Origin of the sequence: Methylobacter arcticus, from assembly GCF_050917435.1 — a bacterium.
Taxonomy (GTDB): domain Bacteria; phylum Pseudomonadota; class Gammaproteobacteria; order Methylococcales; family Methylomonadaceae; genus Methylobacter_A; species Methylobacter_A titanis.
In genome coordinates this window covers 3620523-3644632 of the sequence record NZ_CP159583.1, presented here as the reverse complement: position 1 = coordinate 3644632, position 24110 = coordinate 3620523, and the positions used below count along the sequence as shown (strand labels likewise).

26 protein-coding genes are annotated in these 24110 nt (G+C 48.5%); 21 read left to right on the top strand and 5 right to left on the bottom strand.

Going from position 1 to position 24110, the window contains the following annotated elements:
• Positions 1-3: 3 nt before the first annotated feature.
• From ABXJ76_RS17410 to ABXJ76_RS17395, 4 genes are all read left to right on the top strand, one after another.
• Positions 4-702: an ABC transporter ATP-binding protein gene (locus ABXJ76_RS17410; protein WP_432742375.1), complete on the top strand. Its 699-nt coding sequence runs from the start codon at positions 4-6 to the stop codon at positions 700-702.
• 5 nt (positions 703-707) lie between these two features.
• Positions 708-3134, top strand: a complete 2427-nt coding sequence (locus tag ABXJ76_RS17405; RefSeq protein WP_432742373.1) for an FtsX-like permease family protein — start codon at positions 708-710, stop codon at positions 3132-3134.
• Between the two features lie 131 nt (positions 3135-3265).
• The gene (locus tag ABXJ76_RS17400) at positions 3266-3445 is read left to right on the top strand and encodes a type II toxin-antitoxin system HicA family toxin (RefSeq protein ID WP_432742371.1); all 180 of its coding nucleotides are present in this window, start codon (positions 3266-3268) and stop codon (positions 3443-3445) included.
• 9 nt (positions 3446-3454) lie between these two features.
• On the top strand, positions 3455-3868 hold the full coding sequence (locus tag ABXJ76_RS17395; RefSeq protein WP_432742369.1) for a type II toxin-antitoxin system HicB family antitoxin: 414 nt from the start codon (positions 3455-3457) through the stop codon (positions 3866-3868).
• Between the two features lie 75 nt (positions 3869-3943).
• On the opposite strand, the gene ABXJ76_RS17390 is transcribed toward ABXJ76_RS17395, so the two are convergent.
• From ABXJ76_RS17390 to ABXJ76_RS17375, 4 genes are all read right to left on the bottom strand, one after another.
• Positions 3944-4159 carry a TIGR02450 family Trp-rich protein gene (locus tag ABXJ76_RS17390; protein ID WP_432742367.1) on the bottom strand — a complete coding sequence of 72 codons (216 nt, stop codon included), beginning with the start codon at positions 4157-4159 and terminating at the stop codon, positions 3944-3946.
• Between the two features lie 185 nt (positions 4160-4344).
• Positions 4345-4725 carry a thiol-disulfide oxidoreductase DCC family protein gene (locus tag ABXJ76_RS17385; RefSeq protein WP_432742365.1) on the bottom strand — a complete coding sequence of 127 codons (381 nt, stop codon included), beginning with the start codon at positions 4723-4725 and terminating at the stop codon, positions 4345-4347.
• Positions 4726-5190 carry an SRPBCC family protein gene (locus ABXJ76_RS17380; protein ID WP_432742363.1) on the bottom strand — a complete coding sequence of 155 codons (465 nt, stop codon included), beginning with the start codon at positions 5188-5190 and terminating at the stop codon, positions 4726-4728.
• Positions 5187-6113 (bottom strand): MerR family transcriptional regulator, encoded by a 927-nt coding sequence (locus ABXJ76_RS17375; RefSeq protein ID WP_432742361.1) that lies wholly within the window; start codon positions 6111-6113, stop codon positions 5187-5189. Before ABXJ76_RS17375 ends, ABXJ76_RS17380 begins: the two co-directional genes overlap by 4 nt.
• 90 nt (positions 6114-6203) lie before the next feature.
• Between ABXJ76_RS17375 and ABXJ76_RS17370 the strand changes: the two genes are divergently transcribed.
• The 12 genes from ABXJ76_RS17370 to ppdK all read left to right on the top strand — a co-directional run bounded on the left by ABXJ76_RS17370 (position 6204) and on the right by ppdK (position 18381).
• Complete coding sequence (locus ABXJ76_RS17370) at positions 6204-7385, top strand: sigma-70 family RNA polymerase sigma factor (RefSeq protein ID WP_432742360.1); 1182 nt, start codon at positions 6204-6206, stop codon at positions 7383-7385.
• Positions 7386-7424: 39 nt separating this feature from the next.
• Positions 7425-8186, top strand: a complete 762-nt coding sequence (hflK, locus tag ABXJ76_RS17365; protein WP_432742358.1) for an FtsH protease activity modulator HflK — start codon at positions 7425-7427, stop codon at positions 8184-8186.
• Positions 8187-8234: 48 nt separating this feature from the next.
• On the top strand, positions 8235-8585 hold the full coding sequence (locus ABXJ76_RS17360; RefSeq protein ID WP_432742356.1) for a hypothetical protein: 351 nt from the start codon (positions 8235-8237) through the stop codon (positions 8583-8585).
• Positions 8582-9442 (top strand): protease modulator HflC, encoded by an 861-nt coding sequence (gene hflC / locus ABXJ76_RS17355; protein ID WP_432742354.1) that lies wholly within the window; start codon positions 8582-8584, stop codon positions 9440-9442. Before ABXJ76_RS17360 ends, hflC begins: the two co-directional genes overlap by 4 nt.
• A 24-nt stretch (positions 9443-9466) precedes the next feature.
• Positions 9467-11365: an ATP-dependent zinc metalloprotease FtsH gene (gene ftsH / locus ABXJ76_RS17350; RefSeq protein ID WP_432742352.1), complete on the top strand. Its 1899-nt coding sequence runs from the start codon at positions 9467-9469 to the stop codon at positions 11363-11365.
• A 100-nt stretch (positions 11366-11465) separates the two neighbouring features.
• Positions 11466-11909 (top strand): hypothetical protein, encoded by a 444-nt coding sequence (locus ABXJ76_RS17345; RefSeq protein WP_432742350.1) that lies wholly within the window; start codon positions 11466-11468, stop codon positions 11907-11909.
• A gap of 107 nt (positions 11910-12016) precedes the next feature.
• A complete protein-coding gene (locus ABXJ76_RS17340) occupies positions 12017-12499 on the top strand; it encodes an SRPBCC family protein (RefSeq protein ID WP_432742348.1) in 483 nt (160 codons plus the stop codon).
• 43 nt (positions 12500-12542) lie between these two features.
• Entirely contained in the window at positions 12543-12998 is a 456-nt protein-coding gene (locus ABXJ76_RS17335; protein WP_432742346.1) for a PAS domain-containing protein, read from the top strand.
• A 41-nt stretch (positions 12999-13039) separates the two neighbouring features.
• Entirely contained in the window at positions 13040-13870 is an 831-nt protein-coding gene (locus ABXJ76_RS17330) for a sterol desaturase family protein (RefSeq protein ID WP_432742344.1), read from the top strand.
• Between the two features lie 51 nt (positions 13871-13921).
• Positions 13922-14878, top strand: a complete 957-nt coding sequence (msrP, locus tag ABXJ76_RS17325) for a protein-methionine-sulfoxide reductase catalytic subunit MsrP (RefSeq protein ID WP_432742343.1) — start codon at positions 13922-13924, stop codon at positions 14876-14878.
• Positions 14878-15591: a sulfite oxidase heme-binding subunit YedZ gene (locus ABXJ76_RS17320; protein WP_432742341.1), complete on the top strand. Its 714-nt coding sequence runs from the start codon at positions 14878-14880 to the stop codon at positions 15589-15591. The genes msrP and ABXJ76_RS17320 overlap by 1 nt, the downstream gene beginning before the upstream one ends.
• A gap of 42 nt (positions 15592-15633) precedes the next feature.
• The gene (ppdK, locus tag ABXJ76_RS17315; RefSeq protein WP_432742339.1) at positions 15634-18381 is read left to right on the top strand and encodes a pyruvate, phosphate dikinase; all 2748 of its coding nucleotides are present in this window, start codon (positions 15634-15636) and stop codon (positions 18379-18381) included.
• A gap of 99 nt (positions 18382-18480) precedes the next feature.
• On the opposite strand, the gene ABXJ76_RS17310 is transcribed toward ppdK, so the two are convergent.
• Positions 18481-20628 carry an FAD-dependent oxidoreductase gene (locus ABXJ76_RS17310; protein ID WP_432742338.1) on the bottom strand — a complete coding sequence of 716 codons (2148 nt, stop codon included), beginning with the start codon at positions 20626-20628 and terminating at the stop codon, positions 18481-18483.
• A gap of 353 nt (positions 20629-20981) precedes the next feature.
• Here ABXJ76_RS17310 and ABXJ76_RS17305 point away from each other — a divergent pair, with 353 nt between their 5' ends.
• From ABXJ76_RS17305 to ABXJ76_RS17285, 5 genes are all read left to right on the top strand, one after another.
• Positions 20982-21710 carry a DUF1538 family protein gene (locus tag ABXJ76_RS17305; protein WP_432742336.1) on the top strand — a complete coding sequence of 243 codons (729 nt, stop codon included), beginning with the start codon at positions 20982-20984 and terminating at the stop codon, positions 21708-21710.
• Complete coding sequence (locus ABXJ76_RS17300) at positions 21707-22486, top strand: DUF1538 domain-containing protein (protein ID WP_432742334.1); 780 nt, start codon at positions 21707-21709, stop codon at positions 22484-22486. Before ABXJ76_RS17305 ends, ABXJ76_RS17300 begins: the two co-directional genes overlap by 4 nt.
• 8 nt (positions 22487-22494) lie before the next feature.
• Positions 22495-22851, top strand: coding sequence for a P-II family nitrogen regulator (locus tag ABXJ76_RS17295; protein ID WP_432742332.1), 357 nt, complete (start codon positions 22495-22497; stop codon positions 22849-22851).
• Positions 22844-23260 carry a CBS domain-containing protein gene (locus ABXJ76_RS17290; protein ID WP_432742330.1) on the top strand — a complete coding sequence of 139 codons (417 nt, stop codon included), beginning with the start codon at positions 22844-22846 and terminating at the stop codon, positions 23258-23260. Before ABXJ76_RS17295 ends, ABXJ76_RS17290 begins: the two co-directional genes overlap by 8 nt.
• 213 nt (positions 23261-23473) lie before the next feature.
• Positions 23474-23983: a disulfide bond formation protein B gene (locus ABXJ76_RS17285; protein ID WP_432742328.1), complete on the top strand. Its 510-nt coding sequence runs from the start codon at positions 23474-23476 to the stop codon at positions 23981-23983.
• Positions 23984-24110: the final 127 nt, after the last annotated feature.

Below are 24110 nucleotides of genomic sequence, written 5' to 3'. Positions count from 1 at the left end.
GCCATGCCCAATATCATCCAACTCACTCACGTTCATAAAGCCTATACGCTGGGGCAATTAAAGCAGCCGGTGTTGCATGACATTTCTCTGACCATTAGCCCCGGGGAATTTGTCGCCATCGTCGGCCCTTCCGGGAACGGCAAATCGACTTTATTGAATCTGTTGACCGGCATCGATCGTCCTTGCCGGGGCGAAGTCATGGTGAACGGCAGCGCCTTGCACCGCTTGCGCGAAGAACAATTGTCGATTTGGCGCGGCGCCCATGTCGGCATTGTGTTCCAGTTTTTTCAATTATTGCCTTCGCTGAACCTATTGCAAAACATCCTGCTGCCGATGGATTTTGTCGGCAAACTGCCCAAACGGGAACGCCTGGAACGGGCGCGTTATTTGCTTAACCTGGTCGGCTTGGACGAACAAGCCAAACAGTTGCCGGGGCAAGTATCGGGCGGACAACAGCAACGCGCCGCCATTGCCCGAGCCCTGGCCAATGATCCGGCGTTGATTGTCGCCGACGAACCGACCGGCAACCTCGATTCTGCCACTGCCGATGCGGTGTTCGCGCTGTTTTCAGCCTTGCAGCAGCAAGGCAAAACGCTGGTGATCGTGACCCATAATGAAGACCTCGCGCAATCCGCGTCGCGCCGCATCGCCATTCATGCCGGACGCATTCATGACGATCAGTACCTGTCCAAACAGCAATAAACACTATGTTTTTCAACTCCAATCTTTGGCAAAAAGTCAGCGCCGATTTACTGATCCATAAATCCCGCAGCGTGCTGGCAATCTCGAGCATTGCGATAGGCCTGTTTGTGATCGGCACCTTGCTGGGCATGATGGACTTGCAATTGGGCAGCATGGATAACGCGCATCGGCAATCGCAACCCTCGCACATTAATTTGATACTGAGACAGGACGCCGATATTGCCGTTGCCAAAACCATCAAAAATATCGACGGCGTTGCCGATATTGACACCTTGACGCAGTTTACCGCGCAATTTAAAACGTCTCCATCGGCGCAATGGCAAACCGGAACGGTGTTGTTCCGGGCCGATTATCAGGATCAAGCCTACGACCGGATGACCTTGGTGTCAGGCAGTTTTCCACGCGACAACGGCATTGCCATCGAACGCCTGTCGGCACGATTTTCCGGGCTTAACGCTGGCGACAGCATCGAATTTGGCACCGCGAACGGTAGCGAAAAACGGGTTATCGACGGCATTATCCGGCATCCGTTCGTTAAACCGCCTGCGTTTGGCGGGCAATTGCATTTTTTTATCGCAGAGGAATCGGCACCCATTTTCGGCATACCCGCGCACACGTTTAGACAGTTGCTAGTGCAAATAAAACCGCCGTACAGCGAGGAAAAAGCCCGATCTATCGCCGGTAAAATTCGCGCACAACTGGCAGTATCGGGCATAGCCGTCAACGCCACCTTATTGCAACATCCCGACCGGCATTGGGGGCGGGCGATTTTTTCCGGCATTCACCTGGTATTGACCGTGATGGCATGGGCATCGCTGGCCTTGAGTTCGGTACTGATTCTGAACACCGTGGCCGCCTTAATTACCCAGCAAACCGACCAGATCGGCATTATGAAATCACTGGGCGCGCGCCGCCGAACCATAGCCAGCCTCTATTTATCCGAAGTGTTTATCCTGTCGCTAATCGCGTTGCTGATCGCGATACCGTTGAGCTGGGCGGGCGCTTTTTACAGCAGTCGCTGGTTATTGGATGTGTTCAATATCGAGCTGAACGGCTTTGTCTATTCAGCGCAAGCGTTGTCGTTGATGATTGCCGGCGGATTAGTCGCACCGTTGCTGGCGGCATTGTGGCCTATCTGGAAAGGCGCGTCGATGTCGGTGCGCCAGGCCATTGCCAGTTACGGCTTAGGCGCGGATTTTGTTAGCCACGGCTTTGACCGCTGGCTTGAACACACCGTAGCCGCTTGGTTGCCGACACTTTACGCGGTCGCGCTGGGCAATTTGTTACGCCGTAAAGCGCGATTGCTCTGGACGCAAAGCGTGCTGATTATTGCCGGCGTGTTGTTCATCGTTATCATGAGCCTGATTGCCTCGGTTAACCTGACCCTGAATAACGAACTGGCGCGCAGCCGCTATGCGGTCCGTATCGGCTTTGCCCAAGACCAGTCTGCCGATCTCGTCAACGACATAGTGCGCACTATCCCGCCCACCGCCGCTGTGGAATTTTGGAATCGCCTGCCCGCCGAACTGTTACAGGGCGACAAGTTGATTCGGCAATCCGGCAGTCTGGGCCTGCAAATGATCGGACTGCCTGCAGACACCACGATGTACCGCCCGCTGATCGTCGCCGGACGCTGGTTCGAGCCAAGCGACGACCGACAAAACCGGCTGGTTATCAATGCCGAAACCGCCGAACTCAACGGCATACAGGTTGGCGACATAGTTAACGCCAAATTGATGCAACAACCGGCCCGCGCATGGCAGGTCATCGGTTTATATCGCGGGTTTGCCGGTTCCGGCTATGCGGTGGAAGCGGTTTATGCTCCCTTAAGCGCGATGCAGCCGGATAGCCTGAACGCACACAAGCATGCGTTTGCGCTGCTGTCCGCCGACATTCATTCCCTGGCGGCAGAAAAAACCTATGTCGATGCGTTAAAAACCGCCTTCGAACAGCAACACATCAGACTGGATTTTTACACCACGCTGGCCAAACTGGAACAACGCCAGTTTGCCGAAAATCAATTCCGTCCGATGACCAGCATGTTGCTGGGACTGGCGGTCATGATTGCCGCTGTCGGCGGGATTGGCCTGTCAGGAACCTTGGCTATAGGCGTATTGCAACGCACCCGGGAGATAGGCGTACTCCGCGCCATCGGCGCAAGCTCGTCAGCTATTTTTAAATTATTCATGCTCGAAGGTTTATTTCATGGCTTATTGGCCTGGCTCATCAGCATTCCGCTCGCCTTTGTGCTTGCCGAACCGTTAGCCAAACAACTGGGAACTACGATGCTGGGCATACAGCTGGATTTTGTTTTTTCCCTGGTATCGGTAGGATTCTGGTTAGGCTTTGTACTGATTCTGGCATTGCTGGCGGCTTATTTGCCTGCTCGACAGGCGTCCAGAATAGTCGTTAGAGCAGGGTTAAGTTATTGAACTGCGATCGTTAAAAAAAATTTGAGACATTATGATTAAGCGTAGTTTTGTCCGATATTTGGCCTAAAAATAAAAACAACACAACTGTTTTGTTTTATTGAAAAACACAACAGAACCGTTATAATTTAACCATGAACTCAAAACAAATGAAAAAATGGTTGGAACAACAAGGCGCTACTTTTCAGCCGGGCAAGGGTTCACACTTGAAAGTATTTTTAAACGGTAAGCAAACCACACTACCAATGCACGGCACAACAGGGCTTGGTAAGGGCTTGGAAGCCGCTATTAAACGACAACTTGATGTAAAATAAGGAAAACTCATGTTTGATTATCCCGTTATCCTGACTCCTGACGACGACACACTGTTAGTGACGTTTCCTGATATTCCCGAAGCGCTAACCTTTGGCGCCAATAAAGAAGACGCAATGCTTAACGCCATTGATGCACTTGAAACTGCGCTATCTTTCTATGTCGATGCGCGCAAACAATTGCCAGAGCCGTCTATAATTGCCGATTTACCCACCGTTAGGCCATCAGTATTGGAGGGGGTTAAGTTGGCTATATACCGTGAAATGACACTGCAAGGCATCCGTAAAGCCGATCTTGCAAGGCGCTTAGGATGGAAGGCGCCACAAGTTGACCGCTTGTTCGATCTAGGCCATGCGTCTCGGCTCGATCAGCTTGAGGCCGCAGCCAAAGCATTAGGCAGGCATATTGATTTAACGTTGGCTTAGTCGCCATCAGCTATCGCCGGGTTAGACGTGCGATTAGGTTTTTGACGTGACAAACCCGCTGCTAAAATAAACAATTCATTGCCAACCCATCAGCCAACAAGATGAATCTTTAAGCGCCTGCCACTCTATTTCGTAGATAGTGTTGTTGATGACGGCTTCCAACTCGCAAGCAATAATATCGTCATTTTCTGCGCGAATCAGTTTGGTCACCATAAAATGACGTTCTTTTTGCTTGGGTTCTACTGCCGTCCATTTTGACAGCAGTAGTTTATGCGGATTTATTCGATTCATCAAATTTCTTCGCTGGTCTGAAACCTCCCCCTTCAGGGGGATTATTTGAGTTTGACAACAATGCACTGGCATCGTTATCCTTTTTGGTAACCTCCTCGTTCACGGGGAGGAACAATCCACCGACCTCTATCCGTCGGCGGGTGTCATTCGACGGATGAGGTCGGATGTGGATTGAAACATGATGGCTATTCCTTTATTGGCGGTTTGCCGGTCAGCGGCAAACGATAGCGGGCGAAAATGCGATAGCAAAACTCCATGATCGGCACCGCCAAGGGCAGGTTTTCTATCATTGGCACCACGCGCCGGTAATAAGGGAGCTGTTTCCACACGGTTAAAAACCCGAGCACTCCAGATTGCAGCTGCTGATTCTCGTCGATGACATACAGGCGCTCCATTGCCTGTTTGTAGGTTAAGCCCGCTTGCGCCAATGCAGTTTTGTCCCGGGTAATATCTACCCAATTCACATTGCCGTGTTTATCGAGTCTTTTCATCGCCTTGATTTCAATCGTGCAGATAGGGCATTCGCCATCATGAAAGCAGGTGACTTTGGGTTTAGAGGCTGCCATTTAACCGTTATCTCCCCATTTGTGTTGCAAATAGTCGCGCCGCGTATCAAATATGCATTCAAGTTTACTGGCGATAAGGACTGAGTTTATTAATTGCCCCAGCCAGCCGAAAGGCATGGCGTAGAACATGATGTCTTCCAGCACGATGCCATTGTGCATTTCAGTTAAACACACTTCATGACTCCAAAATTTGAATGGGCCAATGCGCTGTTCATAGACAAAACGTTTGGGTTCGTCGCAGTGACTGATCTCGGATAGCCAGGTCATACTAATGCCCAATACGGCTTGCATTTGATAACTGAGCAGCAAACCGGCATAAATTTTTTCCGGCACTTTAGCGGTGATGGCCACATGAAAAAATGCCGGAGTGATGTCATTCAGGTTATAGGGCGAGGAAAAAAATTCCCAGGCTTCCTGGACCGTCAGATTGAGCTGTTGTCGGCGATAGAGTTGATAAATTTTCATGAGGAGGTTTGATTGCCTGAGCGGTCTAATAGCATCCACTGCTGAGCCTTGTTGTGAAAATGGGTAATGTCGGTGATCAGTTCGCAGCGTGGTAAGGTCGGTAGCAACTGTGGGTGGCAGTATGTGGCTCCGCTACCGCCTATCCAGATAGCCGAAGTCGCCGTTTGTTGCGCCGTGGCGATAATGCGCAATTGTTCAAGCGTTGTCGGTTCCGGTGGTGTTTTAACCAAACCGATCACGATGATGTCGGGCTGTAAATGCTGGGCCGCTTCGACAATATCCTTGCCGGGCAAGTTCGCGCCCAGGAAATAGCAGCGGTATTGCTGCGAGGCCGCCAGCAAACAGCTTAACAGGATGCCGCATTCATGGGGTTCGTCACTCGGGGTGGCGAACAGTATCGCCGGACTATTCGCTGAGGCGTTGTGCAGGTTGTTGACCATGCTGAACACGATACGATTAACGCAGCAGGTAAACATATGCTCCTGGGCGATGCTCAATTTTTCTTCATGCCAAAGTTCACCGACTTTTTTTAGCGCCGGCAATAAGATGTCACGGGCGTATTCCAAGGGTTCGCTAGCCACCAGAGCCCGCTTCAACAGCAACTCGCAACGGTCAATGCGATAGTCCATGACGGCGTCAATAATCTGCTTCAGCAGCGGATGCTGACTGTCTTTAGCTGAAACTTGTACTTGTTGTTGCAGGTCGCGCAATGCATCGCCATTCAAATTGGCGATCTTGCTGATGGTGTGGCCGCTGCTGGTCAGTTGTGAGAGTAGCGTCAGTTTTTCCAGATCCAGCTGCGAATAGCGACGGCGGTTATTGTCGCTACGCAGCGGGGCGACGCAAGCGTAGCGGCGCTCCCAAGCCCGCAGGGTTTCTGCAGGCAGTCCGGTTAATAAGGTAATGGCTTTAATTGAATACATTGTTTATGTTTTGTACAGAAAATATATTGACAATAATTATACATCAGCGTAATTTTATCGCCAGGTTAAAAAAAATTAACAGGGCCAGCCATGATAGAAACAGCACCCAATCGAGCTCTTCCAACCGCTACGCTAAGCAAAGCCGAACCGCTTGCGCTGGCGATGAACCTGGAACAGGCCAGGCAGAATCTGCATCTGCTGTTGCTGGAAGAAGATCAAGCGACGGTGTTATTGCTGAAGCATTGCCTGTCTCAGTTAGATAATGGCCTGGATATTTGGGAAATGGTCAGCGATAAAGCGTCCCCTCAAATTATTGTACAAGGTGTAGATTTTGTACAGCCTAATCTTGTTCAGACTATGCAATCTTTGCTGAACAATCCTGTTGCCAGATCCTCGTTACTCAGTCTGCGTTTTTTATCCAATTTTTTAATTGAAGTCTCCGGCTTGTGTCAGTCGATTCTTTATCATGACCCCGCCTTTAACAGCTATCTGCACAAGCTTGGCCAAGCCGCTCAAACCTTGAAAGTTGCCAGGCAAAAAATGATTGCCGGCAATACCGGCTTGGTTGCATTTGTTGCTTATAAACAAAAAACCACGGTGCTGAGTTTTGACGATTTACTGCAGGAAGGCGTGATCGGCCTGATCAAAGCCGTAGACCGTTTCGACCCTTATCGCGGCTTTCAGTTTTCTACCTATGCGATTCCCTGGATCAAACAGGCGATCTCGCGGTTGATTGTTAAACAGGAAAAAATCGTGCGCCTGCCGGTGGCTTTGGCCGAAAGAGCCTGTGCGGTGTTTGAAGCGATGCGCAACGCCTATCAGCAAACCGAGCGCTGGCCCAGTGTTGAGCAATTGAAGCGACTCTGCGATTTAAGCGAAGACGAGATCAAAACCATCAGAAATTACTATCAGGCGACCCATTCCCTGGATGAGGTTCGGGATAACCAGGAAGAGGAAGGCCAGGCGTTAATGGCGCGCATGAAACAACAACAATTTGCACTGCCGATGGATGACTTGATTGAGCGCAATTTGCGCCAATATCTTGATCGGGTTGTTGCGACCTTGCCGGAAAAGGAAGCGGCCATTCTGAATATGCGTTTTGGACTGAAAAATCACACCGAAACCACCTTGCAAGTCATTGCCGATCAACTGCAGGTCAGTCGTGAGCGCGTCCGACAAATACAAAATGAAGCGTTAAAAAAACTTAAAAACCAGTTTGGTTGCGACCTGGCGCTGTTCCTTGAACCCAATGACAGCTACGAAAACGAATAATAACAAGGTTGCACCAGCCCATCGCCAACAGGAGTGATTATGTCATCAGAAAAACACAACGCCAGCGAACAAAGCCCACAGCCAGACTGGAAGTTTGACTTTGACCAACAATGGAAAGCGGCTTGCCAGAAATCGCTAGACTATTTTCACCAGCATAAACAGCAATTCTCGCTGTCGAATATTAGCGGTATTGTGGGTGGCGGCTCTTTGCTGCTATGGCTGGCAAGCGGCATTTACATTATCGACCAGGGTAATCGCGGCGTGGTTACCCGCTTTGGCGCCTACAGCGAGACCACCACGCCTGGGCTGAATTGGCACATCCCCATGCCGATCGAGAAGGTGGCCGTCATTAATGTCGAGCAGCAACGTTTTATTGAGCTGGGCTATCGTGGCAATAGCCGAGGCAGCAAGCCGGAATTGATTCCGCAAGAGTCATTAATGCTGACGACGGATGAAAATATCGTCAACGTGCGTCTCGCGGTGCAATATCAGATTAATAATGCCGGCGATTATCTTTTTAACGTCAGGGACAATGAGGCAACGCTGAAGCAGCTGACCGAAAGCGTTCAGCGCGCGGTCATTGGCCGTAACAATATGGACTATGTATTGACCGAAGGGCGCAGCGATATTGTCGCCCAGATCAAACAGGACATTCAGTCCGGGATGGATGACTACAAAGCCGGAATTACCATTGCCAGCGTTAACCTGCAGGATGCGCAACCACCCGAAGAAGTGCAGGGCGCTTTTGAAGACGCGATACGCGCAAGGGAAGACAAGCAACGTTTAATTAATGAAGCCTAAGCCTACAGTAACGAGATTATCCCGAAAGCGCGAGGCGCCGCGTCTCGATTGTTGCTGGAAGCGGAAGCCTACGAAGCGGAAAAAGTCGCTAAGGCCACCGGCGAAACCCAGCGCTTTGAGCAATTGCTGACCGAATATGAAAAAGCCCCGGCCATTACCCGTAAACGCTTGTATCTGGAAGCTAAGGAAAAACTGTTTAGCAGCACCAACAAGGTCATCGTGGAAGCCGGTCAAAGCGCACCGCAACTGTATATGCCTTTGCAAAATGTCGTTTCGCACCAGCCCACGGAGAGCAAACCGCCGGCAGCAGAAACCACGACCGAAGCGGCCGAAATCAAAAAAAACAACGATCAACATATCAACAGTAACGCTTTACGTCCCAGTCGGAGCAAATCATGAGCAGAACCCAAATAGTGTTGCCCGCCAGTTTCGGCTTGTTAATGCTGGCTTATATGTCAATTTTTTATGTCAATCAACATGAAAAAGCGATTGTATTTCGTCTGGGTGAAATGATCGAATCAGACTTTCAGCCCGGACTCCATTTTAAGACCCCCATCATCAATAAAGTCAGTACATTTGATGCGCGTGTGCTGACCTTGGATGCTAAGTCCGAGCGTTTTCTTACCTCCGAAAAGAAGAATGTAATCGTTGATTCGTTTGCCAAGTGGCAAATCGGTGATGTGGGTCTTTTTTACACCACGGTCGGTGGCGATGAATATCAAGCTAATTTACGCCTCGATCAAATCATGAAGGACGCGCTGCGCAGTGAATTCGGCGTACGCACCATCAAACAGCTGATCTCGGAAGATCGAAGCGAACTGCGCCGTACCTTGCTGGACAAATTGTCGCCGATGGCCAGTAAGTTTGGCATTAAGCTGATCGACATTCGTATCAAACGCATTGACTTGCCTCAGGAAGTCAGCAGTTCGGTTTATCAGCGTATGCGCGCCGAGCGTGAACGGGTGGCCAGAGAATTTCGCTCGCAAGGTTCAGAAAGCGCCGAGCAAATCAGCGCCGAGGCTGACAAGCAAAAACAGGTGATGCTGGCCAATGCCCATCGCGACGGCGACAATATCCGGGGTCGGGGCGATGCCAAATCTGCCGATATTTATGCAAAAAGTTTCGGTAAAAATCCTGAGTTCTACGCCTTCTACCGTAGCTTGCAGGCTTATCAGGTCGCATTCGAAAAAACTCAGGATACCTTGGTGCTGAAGCCGGATTCCGATTTTTTTAAATATTTTAACCATGAAAATTGACCGTTAAGCGGAGCAGCAAAAACCATGAAAATATATATTTTTCGTATCGTGGCGCTTAGCGTAATCGCCGCCATATTGTTTAGCGTTTTCAACCGAACCTCGTCCGATTACGAAGAAAACTATGCGGTGCCGTATTCCGATTTTATCGAGAGCATACGCAGTCGCAGTATTTCCGAGGTGGTGATCAGTGGCACCCATATAGAAGGCCGTCGCAGCAACGGCGAGCGCTTTACCACTTACAACCCCAACGATCCTCGCCTGATCGACGAGTTGTTGGAGTATGGCGTCAAGATCAAGGTGGAAAAACCGCAAGTGTCTTCGACCATTATGCAGATCCTGATTTCCTGGGCGCCGATGGTGTTATTCATTGTCGTGGTGGCGTACTTCATGCGCAAACAGCAAGCCGGTGGACCGGGCGGGCAAATGGGCTTTGGTAAAAGCCGCGCCAAGTTGATGGCCGAGGATCAGATCAAGGTGCGTTTTTCCGATGTCGCCGGGGTCGAAGAAGCCAAACAGGACGTGGTGGAAATGGTGGATTTCCTTAAAAATCCCGGGAAATATGAGGTGCTGGGCGGCAAGATACCGCGCGGAGTATTGATGGTAGGGCCGCCGGGAACCGGTAAAACCTTGCTAGCGCGGGCAATTGCCGGTGAAGCCGGCGTGCCGTTCTTCTCGATCTCCGGTTCCGATTTCGTGGAAATGTTTGTCGGCGTCGGCGCCTCCAGGGTGCGGGATATGTTCAATCAAGCCAAACAGCGGGCGCCGTGCATTATCTTTATCGACGAAATCGATGCGGTAGGCCGACATCGCGGCAATGGCGGCGCGGGCGGCGGTAACGATGAGCGCGAACAAACCCTGAACCAGCTACTGGTCGAAATGGACGGCTTCAACGGCAACGAAGGCATTATTGTGATCGCCGCGACTAACCGGGCTGATGTGCTCGACAAAGCCTTATTACGACCCGGCCGCTTCGATCGGCAGGTCCAGATTGGCTTGCCCGACATCAAGGGCCGCGAACAAATCCTCAAAGTTCATGCGGGCAAGGTTCCGCTGGCCGATGATGTCAATATCAACGATCTGGCGCGTGGAACGCCGGGGTTTTCCGGTGCCGAACTCGCCAATCTAATCAACGAGGGCGCCTTGTTTGCTGCACGCTACAATCAGACCGAGATCACCATGAACGACCTGGACAAGGCCCGTGACAAAATGCTGATGGGCGCAGAAAAACATACCATGGTCATGAGCAAAGACGACCTGTTGATGACCGCATATCACGAGGCCGGGCATGTGATTGTGGGCCGGGTGGTACCCGACCATGATCCTGTGTATAAAGTCAGTATCATGCCGCGCGGCGGCGCACTGGGCATCACTATGTTTCTGCCGGAACGCGATCAATACAGTGCCAGCAAGGATAAGCTCGAGAGCCAAATTTCCAGCCTGTTTGGCGGCAGGGTGGCGGAAGCGTTGATTTACGGTAAAAACAAAGTCACCACCGGCGCTTCCAACGATATTGAGCGTGCTACGCAGTTGGCGCGCAACATGGTGACCAAGTGGGGCCTGTCGGATCGTCTCGGCCCTATGGATTACGGCGATAACGAAGGCAGTTACATGGGACCCCAAGCCAAGCCGATGTCAGAAAAAATGGCGCAAATAATTGACGAGGAAATCCGTCATGTTGTCGACACCAATTATCAGCGTGCCGAACAACTCTTGAAAGACCATATCGATATTCTACATAACATGGCACATGCCTTGCTGGCTTGGGAGACCTTGGATAAGTATCAGATCGATAAGTTGATGCAAGGCCGAATAATTGCCTTGCCCGAGCCGATCGTCGATGCAGATATAGCTTTTGTCAGCGAGATTGCGTTGGATGATGGCAGCAGTAAAAATCAAGAAACGTCAAAACTCAGCGTTAATTGAGGCTAACTTATTAGGTCGATGGTTGAGCCACGACTATTTCCTACTCCTCTATACTCCCTTCAAAATCTGTATTATTGAAGGGAATTTTTTGAGAGATCTTATGAATGCTACAATCTTTAATCAGAAGATACTGTCCTCATTAACGATGTTATCGGCAATCAATTTTAATGCCGCTGTTATTTTTCTGTTGGTTATCAGCGTTATTTCAGCAACCGGTAGCAGCCTAATTTTTGACAATAACAGCGATCTTTATGGCCCCTTGGCCAGCAACTTGCGGTTGATGCTGATTTATTTGACGCTCAGCCAATTTGCGGTGTACTGTTTTTGCAGCTACTGTCAAAGCTACCGCCTATTAATCCTGGTAGGCCTATTCTGGTTGATGCTGATGGGGTCTATCGAATATTACGGCATGATTAACCAGATATCGATAGATGAAAATTATCGCTGGTTTTTTCTGTATATGGGGATATCTAATTTAGCCTATGGTTATCTCTATGGTTTCAATAAGTCTTGGTATCAAGATAATAAAATTGACCTGAAATAAAGGCTCATTTACAAAAAACCTATAGTAATAATATTATCGCCGCAGATAGCTTCAGAAAACAACAACATTTAAGTTGAATAATTATTTCAACGGGGAGTGGTATTGCAGTGCAAATTAAATTTTCGTTTGATTCATCCCAGCCAATTGCTGGTGAAGCGAGCATTGAGATCAACAAATCGATTCAAGATGTTTTTTCTTATATTGGTGAACATTTTTATGATAACTATCCTAAATGGGCGGTAGAAGTTGTTGAATTTGAACCCTTGGACGGTAAAGAGGTTTTTGTCGGTTCGAAAGCCAAGCAAATTCGTGAAGACAACGGCTCAAAAGTCGAATCTATTTTTGAGATTACCGATTATCAACCCTCGATGAAACTTATTTTTAAAGGACTGACTGAGCCGTATATACACAGTTATCTATTAGAAAGTAGCGAACAAAAACAAGCCACGCGTTTGACTTTCCGTTTTGAACTATCTGAAATTGACGTCTTTATGCGTCCATTTCAGAAACTAATACGTTCTGCGATTGAAGAGGGCGCAGAAAATACCGTTGAAAACATTAAAAATTTAGTCGACGTTGATACTCATTAACCTATAGTTTATTTGTAATTATCAAAAACATTGGAGTTTAATTATGCCTTTTATTGTTGAAAAAGATAGTGGCCTTATTCCGCAAGTGCTTTCCGCTATTTTAGATGAGTGTGTTAATGGTGTAACTTTAGCTGATCCTGATTTAGACGATTCTCCCATTGTTTATGCCAATAAAGCCTTTGAACGTTTAACAGGTTATAACCAAGAAGAAATCATCGGTCACAATTGCCGATTTCTTCAAGGCGAAGATAGAGAACAAGCCGGACGTTATCAAATTGCCGAAGCCATGAAAAATCATGAGTCCGTTGAAGTCACGTTACATAATTATAAAAAAGACGGTACGTTATTTTTCAATCGCTTGAAAATAACACCTTTGTTCGATAGAAAACACAGGGTTATTTATTATCTGGGCGTACAGTACGATATAACCGAGCAGGTTAATGCTAACAATGAAATTAAAGAATTAAACGATTTATTAAATGCCATGCCGAAAAAATAACCTCGCTTGAATACTATGATGCAATAGATAAAGGTACGTTTATGAGCTCGACTGAAAATGTGAATACCAGTGATGGCCTGTTTTTTAATGAAGCCTTATTCGGTCTTGCGATACTGGCTTTTATTTTATTGTTAGTCATTGAGAAGCGTCATCCTTACCGTCAATTTCCTCAGAAGGTTTATAAAGAATCGTTGGTGACCAATACCACGGCTTTTTTGGTTAATAATGTGATTCTGACGGTATTAAGGGCATCATCATTGTTTCTTGTCGCCCAACAATTTGCCTCTTACGGCTTATTAAGCGGTTTAGATAATGGCCCGGTCAAATGGTTGCTGGCGTTCGCTTTTTTTGATCTGGCCATTTATATTTGGCACGTTGCCAGTCACAAATACGAGTGCTTATGGCGATTTCATAAAGTGCATCATAGTGATAAAGGCTTTAATGTTTCTACCGGCTTTCGCTTCCACGTTTTCGATTTATTGCTGGAAGTTATTTACAAGTGCGTATTTGTTGTCGTTATTGGCGTGAACGCGTATCTGGTACTTTCTATTGAGATTGTTGAGCTGTTTTTCATATTTTTTCATCATGCCAATATTCGCGTTCCGAACGAAGAGACTATTTCGCAAGTATTTATTACTCCCTCATTACACCGAACTCATCATTCGACCTTACGCCAAGAACACGATAGTAATTATGGCGTTGTTTTTTCACTCTGGGATCGTGTGTTCGGAACTCGAAAAGAACGGGTTCCTGAATATATTGGACTCGATTTAATTGAAGCTGAAAATTTTATCCAGCTGTTTTCACTGGCCTTTATTACTGAACTTAAAATCAGAAAATTATTTAGCTGGATTCCTAAGGGAAAAAGATAATAGATAGGTGTCGGTTTGCTCGCATTGATTAACCATTAGATAACGTTAGCGATGATCATTAAAACAACAAAAGATATTCCTGCCAGTGAGATTACCGACCCTTTGGTTTTTAAGAAGCGGCGTCAGATAATTAAAGCTATGTTGGCGACTACGCTTACCGGTGCGGGTATTTCGCCTGTATTGGCTAATAACAATGAGTCGATTTGGGCGGATATACCAAAAAGCGATTTTTCTGTCGACGCTTTAACACTTACGCCTGCTGAGCTCATTAAAAATTACACCAACTATTATGAGTTCTCATTTAATAAAAAAGATGCAACGGTGCTGGCGCAAAATATAACGACCGATCCTTGGTCTATAGAGATAAGCGGTGAAGTCGAAAAACCGGGTAGCTATTATTTGGAAGATATTCTGCGTCAGCAGACGCTACAAGAGTCTATCTATCGTTTTCGTTGTGTGGAAGCCTGGTCTATGGTTGTACCCTGGGTTGGTTTTTCTCTGGGCAGTTTATTAAAAACGGTTAAACCTTTATCAACGGCACACTTTGTGAAATTTACGGCTACGTATCAACCCGACATAATGCCCAAGCAACAGCATCATGCGATGCTGGAATGGCCTTATGTTGAAAGTTTGCGCATTGATGAAGCCATGCATCCTTTAACAATATTGGCTGTTGGCATGTATGGCGATATTCTGCCAAAACAAAATGGCGCCCCCTTGCGTTTGGTTGTGCCCTGGAAATACGGCTTTAAAAGTATTAAGGCGATTGTAAAAATTGAGTTGTTAAAAAGACCGTCAATCACAACCTGGAATAAATTTGCACCCCACGAATATGGCTTTTACTCCAATGTAAATCCGGCTGTTGCCCATCCACGCTGGAGCCAAAACAGCGAACGCCAATTAGGCAGCGGTTTTTTTACTCCGCGTCGAGAAACTGAATTATTTAACGGCTATGGCGAGCAAGTAGCGTCATTGTATAGCGGCATGGACTTACGGCATTTTTTCTGATGGTTCTACGATTTAACAGTTTGCGGTCCTTAACTATTGTCGCTTGCTTAATCCCCTTGCTATGGATATTGATCGACATTGCTTTTAATCATCTCGGAGCCAATCCCATTCAAGCGCTGCATATTCGCCTAGGGGATTGGTCATTACGTTTCTTATGGCTGACACTGGCTATTACGCCGATTCAAACGATGACAAAATGGCGGGGCATGGCGAATTATCGGCAACTGTTGGGGTTGTATGCTTTCTTTTATGCAACCTTGCATGTACTCACTTATTTGCTGGTAGATCATGCCCTAATCTGGCGCATTATTGGCATTGATATTATTGAAAGTACTTATATCTGGTTTGGGCTACTGGCTTACAGCATTGTTTTTTTATTAGCACTTAGCTCGCCAAAATGGGCTAAAAAGCGCATGGGTAAAACCTGGAAAAAACTCCATCGCTTTATTTATATTGCAGCGGTTGCCGCCATTATTCATTATTACTGGCAACTCAAAGGTAATCTGGCGGAACCTTTATTTTATTTAATCATAGTCGTTTTATTATTGGGTTTTCGTCTTGCAGTTTGGTTTAAAAACTATCAGTTTAATAAAATGTTGATTCCAACAGGCCAAAGGGTGTTGAGCGTGCAGGCAAAGCAAGTTGTCATGCCTGAATCAATCCGCGCACGGCAAGCAATACTGCAAAAAAGCAGGCTGAATCGCAAACCGTAAAATAGCTCTGTTCTATGCATCTACTCAACTTTGGGAAAAAACATGACTGAAAAATATATCTATTCATTCCAAAAAGGCGACGGAAAAAATAAAGTACTGTTGGGAGGCAAAGGTGCCAATCTGTGCGAAATGACCCAGATTGGGCTTAATGTACCGCCGGGGTTTGTGATCACTACCAAAACTTGTCTGGATTATCTCGGAAACCATCAATTGCCCGACGGTTTGCTGGAAGACGTTAAAGCCCATATTGGCGAAATTGAAACACTCTCGGGTAAACAGTTTGGTGACCGCCGTAATCCATTGCTGGTATCGGTACGTTCCGGTTCGGCTATCTCAATGCCCGGCATGATGGATACTATTCTCAATCTGGGGCTTAATGCCCAAACCCTGACCGGCCTGATCGAGCAGACCGGCGATGCGCGCTTTGCCTATGATGCCTACCGCCGTTTTATTCAGTTATTCGGCAAGGTAGCCTTGGGCATTGATGATCAAAAATTTGATCTGCATTTCGCTGCGGTCAAAAAACAGGCAGGGATAAAATCCGATGTGGGTCTGGATGCCGAACATCTGCGCCAAATCAGCGAGCTGTTTCTCCAGGTCGTTCTGGAAGAAACCGGCAAGCCTTTTCCTGAAAATGTTTATGAACAACTGGAATTGTCTATTAAAGCGGTATTCAATTCCTGGATGGGCAAACGCGCAGTCGATTACCGGCGCGAATTCCATATCACGCCGAAAATGGCCAACGGCACCGCCGTTAATGTAGTCGCCATGGTGTTTGGCAATATGGGCAACGATTGCGCAACCGGTGTCGGCTTTACCCGCAATCCGGGCACCGGCGTTAATGAAATGTATGGCGAATACCTGGTTAATGCGCAAGGCGAGGATGTGGTCGCCGGCATTCGCACGCCAAAACCGGTGCAAGAATTGGCTCAGGAAATGCCGGATCTGTACAAGCAGTTGGTCGATTTGCGTAACAGACTCGAAGCACATTACCAGGAAGTTCAGGATTACGAATACACCATCGAACGCGGCGTCTTGTACTGCCTGCAAACCCGTAACGGTAAAATGAACGCGACGGCGATGGTGCGTACTTCCGTGGAGATGATGGCCGAAGGCCTGATTAGCAAGGAACAGGCGTTGTTGCGCATCAACCCCGAGTTGCTGGAACAGCTGCTGCATCCGCAACTTGATCCTGAAAATAAAGCCCAGTCTGTGGCTCAAGGCTTGCCGGCTTCGCCGGGCGCCGCTTTCGGTAAATGCGTGTTTGATGCCGATACCGCTGAATTAATGGGCCGTGCCGGAGAGCGGGTCATTTTACTCAGAGAAGAAACCAAACCCGAAGACATTCATGGCTTTTTTGCCGCCCAGGGTATTTTGACCAGTCGCGGCGGCAAAACCTCGCATGCGGCCGTGGTTGCCCGAGGCATGGGTAAAGCCTGCATCGCCGGCGCCGAAGACCTGCAAATAGATGTGCGCGCCCACCAGGCAATTATCGGTGATCTGCATATTCGCGAAGGCGATACCATTACTATTGACGGCAGTACCGGACTCATTTATTTAGGCGAAATCGCCATGATTGAACCTTCATTTTCCGAAGAATTAAAAATCTTGTTGTCTTGGGCCGATGAGTTTGCCGAACTGGAAGTTCACGCCAATGTCGATACGCCGGAACGCGCACGCATGGCGCTCAGCTATGGCGCAACCGGTATTGGTCTGTGCCGTACCGAGCGCATGTTTAATGCGTCCGACCGCCTGCCTTTAGTGATTGACATGATTCTGGCTGACAACAAGGAAGCTCGGCAGCAAGCGTTGACGCGGTTATTTCCGATTCAGCGTGATGACTTTAAACAGCTATTTGAGGCGATGTCGCCTTATCCTGTGACCGTCCGACTGCTGGATCCGCCGATGCATGAATTCTTGCCCAGTGAGCATCAGCTTGAAGATGACATCAAAGCTTTGAATCTCTATAAGCTGATGATACAGGGTCAGCAGGTCACCTTGGAGACCTTGGGTCTACAGGCGTTATTGCCGACACCGTTCAATTATCTGAATGAGGACGTCATCAATAAAGCGATTGCTAAAAAGGAATTGATGCTGAAGAAAGTCAAGGAATTGTATGAAGTCAATCCGATGCTGGGTCACCGGGGTGTGCGCCTTGGCATGTCGTATCCGGAAATTTACCAGATGCAAATTCGATCCATTCTTGAGGCTGTGGCGCTGTGTACTCAACAAGGGACACCGATTCTGCCTGAAATCATGGTGCCTCAGGTGATTACCTTGCAAGAGTTGATCAAAGTAAAATCTTTCGTCGATCAAATTCAACAGGAAGTCGAAAGTCAGTACGGTATTGCGCTGGAATTTAAATTCGGTACCATGGTGGAAACTGTCAGGGCCTGTACCCGTGCCGGCGAATTAGCGCAAGTGGCGGAATTTTTCTCGTTCGGTACCAATGATTTAACCCAGGCGACCTTCTCCTTTTCGCGCGAAGATGCAGAAAACAAATTTCTACCGCTTTACAATGAAACCGGATTACTTGAAGACAACCCGTTTGAAGTGCTTGATGCCAAAGGTGTCGGCCAATTAATGAAAATGACCGCTGATTCAGGACGCCTTACCCGGCCCGATATCAAAATAGGCATCTGCGGCGAACAAGGCGGCCATCCGCAATCGATTCGCTTCTGCCATCATATCAAACTGGATTATGTGTCCTGTTCGGCGCCACGCATACCCATCGCCAGGCTGGCTGCGGCCCATGCGAAATTGCTGGAGGATGACTACAGGATGGGTTGATTCTGCAGTCATGTTATTCAGCACGCAACGTGCCATTAAAGCTATCGCCTTTTCAAGGACTAACATGTTGAGCTTCGCGGTGCTCTGCCCAACCGCGACTCAGCCCCTGCGCCATGCGTGAAAACGGCCAACACAACGCAGCAAGCCTTCCGGGACATGGTTGCGTTTCCAGACGCCGGCGACATATTTGTTGGCCTCGGCCAGGGTGGGATAGATGTGAATGGTGCCCAGAATTTTGTTTAAGCCGAGGCCGTGCTTCATCGCCAGCACGAATTCAGCCAGCAACTCTCCGGCATGTTCGCCAACGATAGTCACGCCGAGTATCCGGTCTTTGCCGGGCTGGGTCAGCACTTTGACAAAGCCCTGCGCTACACCGTCGGTAATGGCTCGATCCAGATCGTCAAGGTGATAGGTGCTGACTTCATAGGCAATGCCTTGTTCGGTGGCATCCTGCTCGTTCAGACCGACCCGGGCGACTTCAGGATCGATAAACGTAGCCCAGGGAATCACCGAGTAATCGGTACGAAATTTTTTAAAGCCGCCGAACAAGGCATTCACCGCAGCATACCAGGCCTGATGGGCGGCGGTATGGGTGAACTGGAACGGGCCGGATACGTCGCCGACGGCAAAAATGTTCGGGTAATTAGTCTGCTGGAACGCATTAATGGCAATAGTGCGCTTGGGCGATAGTTCGACGCCCAGTTCTTCAAGGCCGTAACCTTGGGTATTGGCAACCCGGCCAAGCGCCAATAGCACTTGGTCGAACGCAATGCGCACTTGTTGACCCTGATGCTCGGCCAGCAGAATTTTTTCACCGTTGTCGATGATGAACTGTTTGGCGGTATGTTCAACCAGCACCTCGATACCTTCCTGACGGAACTTGGCGATGACGATGTCCGCAACATCACTGTCTTCGCGGATTAACAGACGCGGCAACATTTCCACCAGCACCACCTTGCTGCCGAACCGGGCAAAACTTTGCGCCAGTTCGCAGCCGATAGGCCCGCCGCCCAGTATAACCAGACGTTTGGGCAGTTCGCGCAACGCCCAGAGGTTGTCGGAGGTCAGATAAGCGATGTCCTCGATACCCGGAATCGGCGGTACCAACGGACGCGCACCGGCGGCGATCACGATGGAACGGGCGGTGATGGTGCGGGTTTCACCGGCTGCGGTGACCTGGACTTCCCAGGGAGAAAGGATTTTAGCCTCGCCTTCGACGACCTCCACGCCCAGGTCTGAATAACGTTGTACGGAATCGTGCGGCTCGACGGTTTTGATCACCGCTTGCACCCGGTTCATCACCTCGGCGAAATCAAATTCAGCGTCGGCTTTTTTGATGCCGAAATCCGACGCGTTACGAATTTGAGCCAGCAGTTTGGCGGAACGGATCAAGGCTTTAGACGGCACACAGCCGGTGTTCAGGCAATCGCCGCCCATCTTATGTTTTTCGATTAAGGTAACTTTGGCTTTGACGGCGGCGGCGATGTAAGACGTAACCAGGCCGCCGGAACCGGCGCCAATCACCACGATGTTGTTGTCAAACCGGGCAGGCTTAGGCCATTGGGCATAGATCTTATTGGCCTGAATGGCTTCGACGATTTTATGGGCGATCAACGGAAAAATGCCTAATAGCACAAAAGAGCCGATCAGGCCGGGCGACAAAATACCCGACAAGGATTCCAGTTGACCCAGCTGGGTACCGGCGTTCACATAAACCACGGTACCGGCCAACATACCCACCTGACTGACCCAATAAAAAGTCTGGGTTTTTAGATGGGTCAAACCCATCGCCAGGTTAATTACGAAAAACGGAAAAACCGGCACCAACCTCAGGGTAAACAGGTACAGAGCGCCATCTTTAGCCACACCGGCATCGATGGCTTGCAGACGCTCGCCAAAGCGCGCTTTAACCGCATCGCGAAACAGAAAGCGGGCGGCCAGAAAGGCCAGGGTTGCGCCAATCGACGAGGCGAAAGAAACGATCAATGTTCCCCATAGCAAACCGAACACAGCGCCACCGGCCAGCGTAAGAATGGCTGCGCCCGGCAAAGACAGGCCGGTTACGGCGATATAAATCAGCGCATAAATGGCAACGGCCATAACGGGATGAGTGCTGCGATAACTGCCGATAGCGTCTTGCTGAGCCTTCAGTGCTTCCAGAGTCAAGTAGTTGTCCAAGTCGAAGGCAAAAAAAGCGACAATCAGGGCGACGATAAAGGCCAGTAGCGCTAAACGTGAAAAATTCATGGTGTTCTCCTTAATGATGGGTGTACACAAAACAGTTTCAGGCAGGATTAAAGCATAACGTTATTCATAACAGCCCTTAATATAAGGCATGATTGTCCGCATGACCATGTTGTTGATGAATGCATCATGCCTACTCAAAATACTGCCGGTGCAAAGCCAGTGAAAAATTAAAAATATACCCAGTCGTCGTATTTCAAAAGAAAACCTTACCTTACACGGCAAATTGAGTTCAACTACCAACAGCCACCTCAACATTGAAATAATCAAACTTACACTATATGATGAAATTCGATTTTAAAAGAGAGAGTGAGTAATGCTGGGATTGGCAAAGACGAGTCAAACAAGGAGATTGAATGTTAAAAAACGCTTTTATTAAACAACTGTTCAGCAGTTTTTTAGACTTAGTGCCTATTCTCGCGGTTGTTTTGGTGTTCCAGGTTTTGGTGATCCGTCAGCCTATTCCCGATGTCGGCAACTTAATCGTCGGCACTCTTTTCGTTGTTCTCGGTCTTACCCTGTTTATTCAGGGGCTTGAGCAAAGCCTGTTCCCGATTGGCGAGTCGATGGCCTATGCGTTTGCCAGCAAAGGCAGTGTGTTCTGGCTGCTGGCGTTTGCCTTTTGTTTGGGCTTTGGCACCACGGTGGCAGAACCCGCGTTGATCGCCGTCGCTCAGGAAGCGGCCAATATTGCCGGTAAGGCCAACATTATCGAACCCAGCGATGAGGCGATTAACGATTATGCCTTGGGACTGCGCCTTACTGTGGCGTTGTCGGTCGGCTTTGCTATTTTGATCGGCGTATTAAGAATTATTCGGGGCTGGCCGTTGTATTACCTGATTATCGGCGGTTATTGCGGAGTCATTGTGATAACGCCGTTTGCGCCGCCTGAAATTATCGGCATCGCTTACGATTCCGGCGGCGTCACCACCTCGACCATTACCGTTCCGCTGGTGACTGCGCTGGGCGTGGGTTTGGCCACCGCCATTAAAGGACGCAATCCGATGACTGACGGCTTTGGGCTGATTGCCTTTGCCTCATTAATGCCTATTATTTTTGTGATGGCATATGGGATGATCATATGATGAATTGGATGAACCAATTTGGGCAGGTATTACTGGAAACCTGCCGGGACATTTTGCCGATTGCCGCGATTATTATCGGCTTTCAGCTGCTGGTTATCCGTAAACCGGTGGCGCACCCGAAAAAAATGCTGATCGGCTTTATTTATGTGTTGCTCGGTATTGCATTCTTTCTGGAAGGCCTGAAAATGGCACTGTTTCCGTTGGGGACGCTGATGGCCAATCAGCTGACGACGCCAGAATTTTTGGGTATATCCCCGACTGAGCAAAACGTAGCCTGGCAGACGTATTACTGGGTGTATATCTTTGCTGCCAGCATCGGCTTTGCGACCACCTTGGCCGAACCCTCGTTGCTTGCGGTGGCGATGAAAGCCGAACAGATTTCCGGCGGCACTGTCCGTGCTTGGGGCTTGCGCATTACCGTTGCTATCGGCGTCGCCTTAGGTTTGGCCTTGGGTACCTATAGAATCGTTGTCGGTATTGAACTTTATTATTTTATAATTGCGGGTTATATCATTGTCATTGTGCAAACCCTGTTTACCCCAAAACTGATGATTGGTCTGGCTTATGACATTGGCGGGGTCACCACGTCAACGGTCACGGTGCCGCTGGTGACTGCATTGGGTTTGGGACTGGCCGCTGCCGTCCCCGGCCGCAACCCGTTGCTGGATGGTTTTGGCTTGATCGCTTTTGCCTGTTTATCGCCCATTATTGCTGTCTTAGCTTATGCGCAAATTGCGCAATGGCTTAATAAAAGCAGTCTTTCATCCAAACCCTGAGGAAAACTATGCATTTCAAATTAATTATCGCCTTTGTCGAAGATGACAAAACTGACCTGGTGCTTGAGACTGCCCGCAAAAATGGCGCTAAAGGCGCAACCGTGGTCAATAATGCTCGCGGCGAAGGCATGAAACAATCGAAAACTTTTTTTGGCTTGAGCTTGGAGACCCAGCGCGATGTGCTGCTGTTTTTGGTTGAAGAACATCTTAGTCGGCAAATTCTGGAAACCATTGCCAAGGTCGCGCAGTTCGACAGCAAACCCGGTACCGGCATTGCCATCCAGATTGACGTTGAAGATGCCGTCGGCGTTATGCATCAGGTTGAACAATTAACCCAAGAACTTGAGGATAAAAAATATGATTGAGCCACGTATTATCGTTCGCGTTAGGGATGTGATGAAAACCGATTTTGGCACCATCGACGGTATTGCCACCATAGAAGATGCTCTGAAAAAGATGAAAAAGCTTAAAACCGCCGTACTTATCGTTAATAAGCGTCATGACGACGACGAATACGGCATGATTAATTCCGGCGACATTGCTCGCCATGTGTTGGCCAAGGATCGTGCGCCGGATCGGGTTAACGTTTACGAAGTGATGAGCAAGCCGGTGATCTCGGTACGCCCTGATATGGACATCCGTTATTGTTCGCGTTTATTTGCCCAGTATAATTTGGTCAGAGCGCCGGTCATTGAGCATGGCAAAATTATCGGTATGGTCAGCCCTAATTCGCTGGTGCTGGATGGAATGTACAAGGCTTGTAAAATAAACTAAAGCAAAGGGCGAAAGACTGAGCTAACCTTATATTGGGATTGTCTATGTGTGGGCCCGAATTTATTCGCGCGGTAGATATTAAAAGCGCGAATAAATTCGCGCCCACCCCAGAATAGACTCAATTGCCTAACTTAAACTTAATGGCAGTGACGCGCTACGCGGGAACGAGGAGCTGAATAGTTACAATGAATTTTTTAAAAAGGACAGTCGATTATGTTGGCATGGTTAAAATTTAATTCGAGAATCTGGTTTTTTCTGGGTTTTATTGGTTGTGTTTTTTTGCTGTCGATGGGCGCTTATTTCCAGTTTATCGGCGGCCTCGATCCCTGTCCGTTGTGTATTTCCCAGCGCATTGCCATTTTGCTGACCGGCTTGGTTTTTTTAAGCGCCGCCATTCATAATCCGGGACAAACTGGGGTAACCGCTTATGCCATTTCAGGCGCGGTAACGGCTTTGTGCGGAGCGGCGATTTCAACCCGCCATGTCTGGATACAGCATTTGCCGCCTGATAAAGTCCCGGAATGCGGCCCCGGCCTGGATTATGTGCTGCAAAATTTTCCGTTGTTTGAAACAGTCAAGTTAATGCTTAGCGGTACCGGTGATTGCGCTAAAGTGGATTGGACGCTGTTGGGTTTTAGTATGCCTGCCTGGACATTGCTGGCTTTTTTAATGCTGGCAAGCTTAAGTCTGCTGCAAATCTGGAATGACAAACAGGCGAAGTAACTCTTATTATTCGCGGATATTAATTCAGCGAAACTATTTGCCGCTCCCACATTGATATCACATCAGTGCTATCGAATTTAAATGGCTGTTCCGGCTTAGGTGGGTAGCCCTAAGAACTTACTTAATC